At 45.8% G+C, this 7,855-nt stretch carries 14 protein-coding genes and 1 pseudogene; 2 read left to right on the top strand and 13 right to left on the bottom strand.

Annotated elements, in window-relative coordinates:
• Positions 1 to 471 precede the first annotated feature (471 nt).
• The 13 genes from BM191_RS16310 to BM191_RS16235 form a co-directional block, all read right to left on the bottom strand.
• Positions 472 to 1,020, bottom strand: coding sequence for an ORF6N domain-containing protein (locus BM191_RS16310; RefSeq protein WP_092880297.1), 549 nt, complete (start codon positions 1,018 to 1,020; stop codon positions 472 to 474).
• Positions 1,021 to 1,284: 264 nt separating this feature from the next.
• On the bottom strand, positions 1,285 to 1,674 hold the full coding sequence (locus BM191_RS16305; RefSeq protein WP_092880294.1) for an antiterminator Q family protein: 390 nt from the start codon (positions 1,672 to 1,674) through the stop codon (positions 1,285 to 1,287).
• A complete protein-coding gene (locus BM191_RS16300; RefSeq protein WP_092880291.1) occupies positions 1,671 to 2,132 on the bottom strand; it encodes a hypothetical protein in 462 nt (153 codons plus the stop codon). Before BM191_RS16300 ends, BM191_RS16305 begins: the two co-directional genes overlap by 4 nt.
• A 176-nt stretch (positions 2,133 to 2,308) precedes the next feature.
• Entirely contained in the window at positions 2,309 to 2,596 is a 288-nt protein-coding gene (locus BM191_RS16290) for a MarR family transcriptional regulator (protein ID WP_092880285.1), read from the bottom strand.
• Entirely contained in the window at positions 2,593 to 3,030 is a 438-nt protein-coding gene (locus BM191_RS16285; RefSeq protein WP_092880281.1) for a recombination protein NinB, read from the bottom strand. The genes BM191_RS16290 and BM191_RS16285 overlap by 4 nt, the downstream gene beginning before the upstream one ends.
• Positions 2,999 to 3,220, bottom strand: coding sequence for a hypothetical protein (locus BM191_RS16280; protein ID WP_092880278.1), 222 nt, complete (start codon positions 3,218 to 3,220; stop codon positions 2,999 to 3,001). The genes BM191_RS16285 and BM191_RS16280 overlap by 32 nt, the downstream gene beginning before the upstream one ends.
• Positions 3,217 to 3,480, bottom strand: a complete 264-nt coding sequence (locus tag BM191_RS16275) for a hypothetical protein (RefSeq protein WP_092880275.1) — start codon at positions 3,478 to 3,480, stop codon at positions 3,217 to 3,219. Before BM191_RS16275 ends, BM191_RS16280 begins: the two co-directional genes overlap by 4 nt.
• A gap of 174 nt (positions 3,481 to 3,654) precedes the next feature.
• On the bottom strand, positions 3,655 to 3,864 hold the full coding sequence (locus tag BM191_RS16265) for a hypothetical protein (protein ID WP_092880269.1): 210 nt from the start codon (positions 3,862 to 3,864) through the stop codon (positions 3,655 to 3,657).
• A 189-nt stretch (positions 3,865 to 4,053) separates the two neighbouring features.
• On the bottom strand, positions 4,054 to 4,809 hold the full coding sequence (locus BM191_RS16255) for a replication protein P (protein ID WP_092880263.1): 756 nt from the start codon (positions 4,807 to 4,809) through the stop codon (positions 4,054 to 4,056).
• Complete coding sequence (locus tag BM191_RS16250; RefSeq protein WP_092880259.1) at positions 4,806 to 5,531, bottom strand: helix-turn-helix domain-containing protein; 726 nt, start codon at positions 5,529 to 5,531, stop codon at positions 4,806 to 4,808. The genes BM191_RS16255 and BM191_RS16250 overlap by 4 nt, the downstream gene beginning before the upstream one ends.
• Entirely contained in the window at positions 5,528 to 6,229 is a 702-nt protein-coding gene (locus BM191_RS16245; RefSeq protein WP_092880256.1) for a phage antirepressor KilAC domain-containing protein, read from the bottom strand. Before BM191_RS16245 ends, BM191_RS16250 begins: the two co-directional genes overlap by 4 nt.
• Before the next feature lie 28 nt (positions 6,230 to 6,257).
• A complete protein-coding gene (locus BM191_RS16240; protein ID WP_092880253.1) occupies positions 6,258 to 6,530 on the bottom strand; it encodes a CII family transcriptional regulator in 273 nt (90 codons plus the stop codon).
• Positions 6,531 to 6,670: 140 nt separating this feature from the next.
• Positions 6,671 to 6,907 (bottom strand): helix-turn-helix domain-containing protein, encoded by a 237-nt coding sequence (locus tag BM191_RS16235; RefSeq protein WP_092880250.1) that lies wholly within the window; start codon positions 6,905 to 6,907, stop codon positions 6,671 to 6,673.
• 102 nt (positions 6,908 to 7,009) lie between these two features.
• Here BM191_RS16235 and BM191_RS16230 point away from each other — a divergent pair, with 102 nt between their 5' ends.
• On the top strand, positions 7,010 to 7,474 hold the full coding sequence (locus BM191_RS16230; protein WP_092880247.1) for a helix-turn-helix domain-containing protein: 465 nt from the start codon (positions 7,010 to 7,012) through the stop codon (positions 7,472 to 7,474).
• 198 nt (positions 7,475 to 7,672) lie between these two features.
• Positions 7,673 to 7,855, top strand: a pseudogene (locus tag BM191_RS16225) (hypothetical protein); the annotation flags it as partial.

Below are 7,855 nucleotides of genomic sequence, written 5' to 3'. Positions count from 1 at the left end.
CTTAATTAGTAAGGTTGTTACAAAATAATTAAAAATATAAAAATTTTTGTTAAGATAATACGCAGCGAAATAGATTTATTTACATCAGAAAAGTTTATGTGTAATATTGAGTTGAAGTATAAATTTTCCCTGGTGTTGGCCGATATGGCACCCCGCATTCATTCCCAAGCGTCTCTCCAGACAAAATGAATACGGGGCTTTTTTTGATACTTCAGAAAGACTAATGTTAGTACCCTTTCATCAGACCATCAACCTGCACTAAGGTACACATTACGCCTATACCTAAGTACAGAAAGCTATTTATCTGCCTCATCCAACTCAAATTCTAAGCATGAAAAAGCCCGCGCATTTCTGCCGGGGCTTTCTGACTCAACATTTCTCAACGATCTGTCAAGCGTAGTATTCGGTAAGCATCATGACGTAGTAGTCACTCTTATCATGATATTCATAATTTTACGATCGTAAACTTATTTATAGCCGTTCGAGCAAATATTTTCTAGCCGCTTCTTTGATGTCATCTTTGTGAACGACTTTATAGCCCTTTCGCCCAATCATTTCTTCAAAGACGGACAGGCTCATTACATATTCTCCGGCGCTTAATGACCTGATACTTATTATTTCATCATTTCGGATAGTGATATGCAGATCTGCGTTGAAGGGTTGTCGCTGTGATGCTGGCTGCCGAAAATAGCTATCTTCCAGTTTTTCGAACACTTCCCAAGCCTGATCTGTTTCAAGCATTTTGGCATGGCGCGCGGCTCCGCGTTCTGTCCACAGAATGAGTGATCGGGTCTTGGGTGAAATTTGTAAACCTCTTTGAGAGGTTCGCAAATCGTGTAGTTCACTTCCTGTAACTTTATAGTAGTGTTTTCCACTGACAAACCTATCTTCATTACGTTTATAGTTTTGACGAATATATTTTTCTTCTGAACAGTAAAGCTGCGCCAGTAGTTCAGTAGTAACAACAGGAATCTGGTTATGTTTGATAGGGGTAAGTGTTTCAGCGGTTATTGTATACATGGTAATTCCTCTTAGTCAGGATAATCACCACCGTCAGGCTCCAATCTTAGGGTGGTGAGACGTACAGGGTTGGAACTACCGGCTAAGAGAACCCGGCGAGCCTTTCGGCTCCCCCGCACGCCCCACCATAATGCTGATGTGACTGTGCTTAGCGCATAAAAAAACCGCTAACGCGGCTATGCGTCTCTTAGATATCCGGGGTTCCAATCCCGACAGCCGATTTTGCGGCTGCAATGAGAATATAGCCCCGGATACCATGAACCGTCAAGCCACCACCTCCCGCCTGACATATCTGTCCATTTCTAATTTTATTTCTAACGCCATAAGGTAACCATCTAACACCCCTTCGGCGTTCTGTAGCTTCTTACCTATGTGCGTATCTGAACAGTGATGCTCATACGCCAGTTGCATAAATGTTTTTCCAAATACGTAGTAGTCAAACAGCAGGTCATGAGCTGCGAGATGCTTACTGCGTAGCCCGGCCATGATGTTAGAAATAATCACTCCATCCCCGTCACAGCACTGAGTACGACTTTTTACCTTTGACGGTATAAGCCCTGAAAAACCAGCCGCGATAGACGGCCAGCAGACATCTTCCCGATTATCCGCCACCCAAGCGCCCCACCGTTCTAATACCTGCTGAATGTCTCTCACGTTGCTTCCCCCATCCGATAAGTGATCCCGTCCTGATACCATTCCGGAAGCGTAAAGCCTAAACGACACGTTACGCCCCCAGCCCTAAGCTCCTGTAAGCGCTCCAGTTCGGTTTTCATGTGCTGGTAGATGTCATCCATCTGCCACGGCTTTAACCGCACAGGAATGGATGCAAGGCGGGCTACACGGTCAATAGTCATTTCTCCGTAGATGATGTTTGCGTGCATCGTGAATTCGTGAGGATCTTCTTCAAGCTTACGATGACAGCCGACACAGTGAGCAAAAGCGTTGTATGGGTGATAACGAGTTGATTTGTGGCGGCGTGACTTGAAGTGAGAGCAATGTAACTTCTGTTTTTCATGATGAAAAAATCGCCCACAATAATCGCATGTCCAGTTTGTTCGCTCTCTTACAAGCTGAGAGAAAACAGCGTCCCATTTATCTCTTTTAAGCGACATTTCAGCTCCAGAATTTTTGTTGATATCTCCTGTCCTGCCGAGGCTCACGCTCAGAAAATGGCAACAGGGCGCTGACAAGCCACATTCGCGGATCGGCTGCTAATGATTTCTGAGTTTGAATGTTGCGGGCGGCGTATCGTGACAGGAGTTCGTTTGCGGTATCGGTGTCTAGCGGCTCATGCGTGAACCATGTTTTTTTCACGTCGCAGCTCTCTTAAAATGTTATTTAGCTCACACAGACGCCGACTTATTCCAAACCCCTGCGGCGCATTCGCGCTCAAATAGACATAGCGATAGCTGAACGCCGGGTCTTTCTCTTTCACGACAAGACCTGCAGCTTGCAGCTCTCTAAGAGCACTTGATACCGTTGATTTTTTAAAGCCCGTCTTTTCTACTATTTTTTCAATTCTGTACGCCATGCCGTGCGACAGTAGTTCTGTTATTGCTTTGCTTGCTGTTTTCATGCTGACCGCCCGTAAAAATCATTGCTGTAACGAACCTCGCGCAATTTCACGGCATTACCCACAGCCCAGGCCGTGGAATATTCGATAAGGCTGGTCATGCGCTTAATTCCCATTTTTGCCGTTGATTCTCTGATATTGCAGAATTCCCCTTCCAGACCTGGTACAACATCAGCACCCCGCCCTGTTGCTACCGCGTGGCCAGACACAAACAGCGTTTTCCACTGAACAGGCTTTCGCTGTTTTTGCATCCAGATAGCCTGACGCGAAACGTCACCGCATAGTGCGTGGAACATACTGTTCTGGAGTAGTGATCTGTCAAAATCGGTAATGCGTACAGTGAGTGGGTGGTGGTCGTTCAGGGGGAGTTTGTTGATTGCGTCTATAAGGTTTCGTCTTACTTGCTCATTTCTGAGAAAGAACGTTTGTTTCTCCATCAATAACCTCTTTAAGCTGCTGAGTTATTTTCTGCAATAAATCCTCAGTCGCCCATACAGCTCTATCGGAAAATTTATTATCACCACGGTGGATCATCAGCACCTGCTGCATACAATTTGTGGCGTTGATATATGCGTTGAATATCTGCCTGTAGTCGCGTTTCGAGATAGTTACGGTTTTAGCTGTCACTCATCCTCCTTCACGGATATCCCTGCTTCGCGAATGGCGTAGGCGCAGTCGTCTATCGCTTCGTCGTAGCTCTCAGCCTCTGGTAATACATATCCGTTCACAGTGTTCCATTCCCCAATTTTAGATGGTATATCAACAATAACCGCCGCTCTGCTGGCCTGCCAGATTTGCCAGCCCCAGCCTTGTGCGCAGGATTTACGTAATTCCTCGTGCTCTGGCAAACTCCACCACTCCTCAAACTCTGTTTGTTGGTCGATCATGATTTGCCATCCCTCTTTCCTGAAATGGATTTATATTTCAGTCTAAAGCTAATTTTCTCCAACATGTCGCTAACCCATGCGAATGGGTAGGCAAGAATCAACCCGGTCATTTGAATTGCAAGACAAAGAAATCCGAAGGGGTAAGACGCATAATTAAAAAAAAGAGCCGATATTCTAAAAAAATTCATCACCCCCTCTCCTCTGGTTGGTCAGCGTCATCGCCTGAAGTGTCGATAAATTGACTCCAAGCCATTCGCAAGCGCGCTGCATTTCGACTTCAGGTATTGTGCGGTTTCCATCGCTGAGCATCAGCACTTTGATGGTCAAATCCGGCGCAAGGGTTAAATTGTTTTCTGCTATGACTGTTGGTAAATCCTCATTCACCTGATAAACCCCCATCCGAATTTGACGATGACTATTGGCCCAAAGCCGAAAATTAACCACATTAGACTTGCACTAAATAATCCACCTAACGCGTCTGAACCTTCCTTGAGTGACTTTGCCATTAGAGATAGGCACATAAAAAACCAGAACAGCATCCACCCCGTGCCGATGATTTTAGCGATTAGCATGTCACACCAATCCTGCCGATTTACGGCGTTTAAATTCTGCATGAAGCCATTGAGCCGGAGTGACTGAGCCAAGCGCGGACGCATTCGGCATGTAATGAATACTCAGATCATTAGATTGCGACGTAACCGAATGCATAACCGTGTTTTTCGATTCCAGCCTGGCAACCGGATCCGGTATTGCTTCTCCAGCGGCTACCTTTTTTGACCACTCATCAAGTTTACGAGACGCGAACTTTTCAACTTCTGACTCACTAAGCTGACGCTGCAACATCGCATAGCGCATATCGAGCACGATCCAATAAAAAATAGGCTTCGGCCACGGATACTGCTCAGGTGTCGTATATCCCCCTTTCCGGCTGTTGTATTTGCGGAACTCAGTCATAACGTCGTTCTGAGTAATACCAAGAATCGTCGAACTGTCTTTGCACCAGCTTATGAACTTTCCCGGTGACGGCCAGAAATCAGAGTTGCTTGCGCGGGCGCGACGGACACCTGCCGAAAGTTGCTCACGGGTTTTAATGCCGTTTTCTGCGAAAGCTACAATCCACTGGCGCTTAGTCGTTTTCTCTACGGCTTCGTTGCGAAGGCTGGTACTGACTGCGGCGGGGAAAATCTGCTTCAGCTGCCGGAAAAGTGAGTCTACCAGCGCCTCAGCTTCACTGTTGATGACCTTATCGGGTTCATACCGTCCGCAAGCCATACGAGCCATAGCCGCACCGTCACGATTATTTATCGCTGTCAGTAGTTGCGCGCTCATAAGAAATCCTTCCAGCCTTCAGGGCTGTTCCAGTGGGGGGTTGGCTGTTGAGCAGGTGATGGTTTGCAAATTGCGTTCTTTGGCTTGAACAATCCCTGATAGCCGTTGGCTATGCTGGCGTTTATGACCTCTGCTGGATCATGGCCTCCATCAAGGCACTCTTTTAGCAGACTTAATGCCTTGCTAACTGTCATAGCCGTTTTTATAGGCTTGCCAGATTGTTTCCGGTATGTAATCCACTCAAGCCAGACGTTGCGATCCAGCCAGTCAGGAATTTCAATTTTTAAAGGGTCGAATTTTTTCGATTCCCCCTTGGGGGATTTAGGGGGATCATTAGGTTCATTGACTGGTTCAAAAGAGTGACTGGTTCTGGGTGACTCTGTGTCACTAGGGGGTGGTGACTCTGTGTCACTAGGGTGGTGACTCTGTGTCACTACCTCTGGTGACTTTCTGTCACTATCCAGGCTCAGATGATAAATGTTGCTGGAGTTCCCTTTTGGGCCTGGCCGATACTCTTTACGGAGTAATCCAACCTCGCAAAGATCGTCGATATGTCGCATTACTGACCGCTTACTGATTTCGCACTGGTCAGCAATGTGCTGGTAAGATGGCCAGCACTCCCCTTTATCATTTGCATTGTCGGCAAGTTTAATCAGAACCAACTTTCTTAATGGATTGCCAACAGTAATGCTCATGGCTTTAGCCATTAAAATCATGCTCATGCTGCTCTCTCCTGAACCTGATGCGCAGCCCATAGACCTGCGATCCACTGAATGCCTTTAGGGGTGAATTTGTTCTGTGTAAAAGCGTGCCCGTTGGTCTGGCTTTCGCCTGTTTTTACTGTGAAGCGGCCTGCGTCAATGTGCTGGGCGTAAGGAGTAAGCTTTCCGGCCAGCAGATACATGATCTCGTTATCGAGAAGGAACTGACGGAAGGCGTTCTCTTTGATGTGAAGCAACTTGCAGGTTTCGCGGAAGCCGAGCGATCCCGTAGCATTGACATAGCTGTCAACGAACTGAGCCTTAGGCGCGGCTATGGCTAGCTGATTCTCCAGTTTCTGCTTCTCTTCGGCCAGGTCAGCGGCAAGCCTGAGCGCTTCAGGGAGAGTTTGCGGAACTGCGGCAGGTTGTTTGGCCTTTAGTTTTGCCAGAACTGTGCGGCGAACAGATTTAGACTCGCGCATACCAACCAAAACAGCCTGATCGTTAGAAATTTTGAGCTGCTCGGACTTGGTTCCGTTCAAATTTTGAACTACGAAAGTTTCGTAGTACTCCCCCTCTAGCTCATCCTTGACTCTGACGATAAAATCGTTGTTACGTACCGCGCTTTCTCCATGCTCAGCTCTGGACTGATTTACGATAATCAGTAGCTCATCAGTACCTATCAGAGTATTGTTGCTCGTTTTGATAATTCCTGGCATACTTGTACCTCTGAGTTTATTTTTCAGTTCATGCCTCGAAACTGTTTGCGCAGTCCGGGGCGCTTTCTTTTCCCAACACCGCCGCAACTGCTTGACGTGCAACTTCTGCAATCAGACTCGTTTCCCAAACTTTCTCCAACAGCACGAATACTGTTGCCATGTCGCGCAGGTTCAGGCGGCTAACTTTCGAATCAGCCCAGCCGGCCATCTTCGCGAAATTGCCCTGGCCCATCATGACAAGGCGAGAACGCAACTCGCTTTCAACCTCTCGAACTCTTTTGCTGTGTTTTGCAGCTTCCATTTCGTAATATCTCCTTGTTGATTTAAGTGCGTGGCTAAACCGTGGGGTTTGCCACAGTAAAATTTGTTAAGTTGGATTTCGCTTTTCAGCGACGTAGGACTTCGTGTCCGTTGTGTAGAGAGCGGGGAAAGGCTTATTATTTAAGCTACAGATTGATTTTTCGGGATACCGTCAGTTATATTTGGATAGTCATCACTGTTTAACTCATGGGGTGTAACATTCCAGTTGGTTGCTTCAGCCCATCTGATCGCATTCCTTCCTTTTGGCTTGTATCTGCCAGAAATTACCTGACTAACAAACCCCTGACTAACTCCAGCAGCAAGTGCGTAGTCTGACTGACTAATGTTGTTTAGCTTTAAATAATCACAAAGATTCATTGGACTCCTCCTATCTCTATGGAGCCATATTAGTGCTACTCATTCTCCGCGTCAATAGTAGCACCATTTGATAGATATTAGTGTCACAAATAAACTACCGATATGGCCAAGAAAAACATAATTACCGAAGAAGATATCCAGATCGCTAAGCGGTTAAAAAAAATATGGGATGAAAAAAAGACTCTGCTTGGTTTGAGCCAAGAGAAAGCTGCGTGCGCTTTGGGTTTCAGTACTCAGGCGGCTATCAGCCAATTTTTAAATGCTAAGGTTTCCATAAATATAGAAAATCTCTTGAAATTTTCTGCACTTCTTGATGTTGAACCTGAGGAAATAAATCCATCAGTGTCGCCACTCTTGGACCACATAAGAAAATCCTCCAATGGAAACTTGACATCTGTCTGTGAAAAGAAAGAAATAACTGCTGAACATCAAGAGCTTATAGATGTATTTTCAGCCTTACCTGATGATAAGAAAGAGAAATTCATGCGCGAGATGAAAGCAATGAAGGCTCATTACGACGCCTATTTTGAACAGAGGCTGAGAGAGTCCCACGGTAAAGCATCATAGCAAAACGTAAATAAAATTAATGTGATCAGGGACATGGCGGGGTTGGGTGTGTGGATGCGTGAGGCGGTGAGCTTGGGTAATGGTAGATCGCAGAGGAAAGGACTGTAATTTTTATAGCAAATGCCCATAATGTACTTTTGCGTGTATCTGGTAATAGATCAGGACAATTAATATTTCCCAGAGAGTTCCAAGGAAAAAATGACAACCGCAGAAAAGTTCTTGATTCAAAATGAAGCTGAATTCAATGCTTTCATTTCTTCGATGCTTGCAAGAAAAGATATTGATTCCGATGCATTTTGTTTCCCAGACGTAGAATTCAAAGGCTGGCCAAGCATTAGCATCAATGTTAAGGGTGATAAGAAAAGATATAGCTCATCCCTA

The sequence above is a fragment of the Izhakiella capsodis genome, from assembly GCF_900115045.1.
Taxonomy (GTDB): Bacteria; Pseudomonadota; Gammaproteobacteria; order Enterobacterales; family Enterobacteriaceae; genus Izhakiella; species Izhakiella capsodis.
This window is presented reverse-complemented; position numbering and strand designations above follow the sequence as displayed.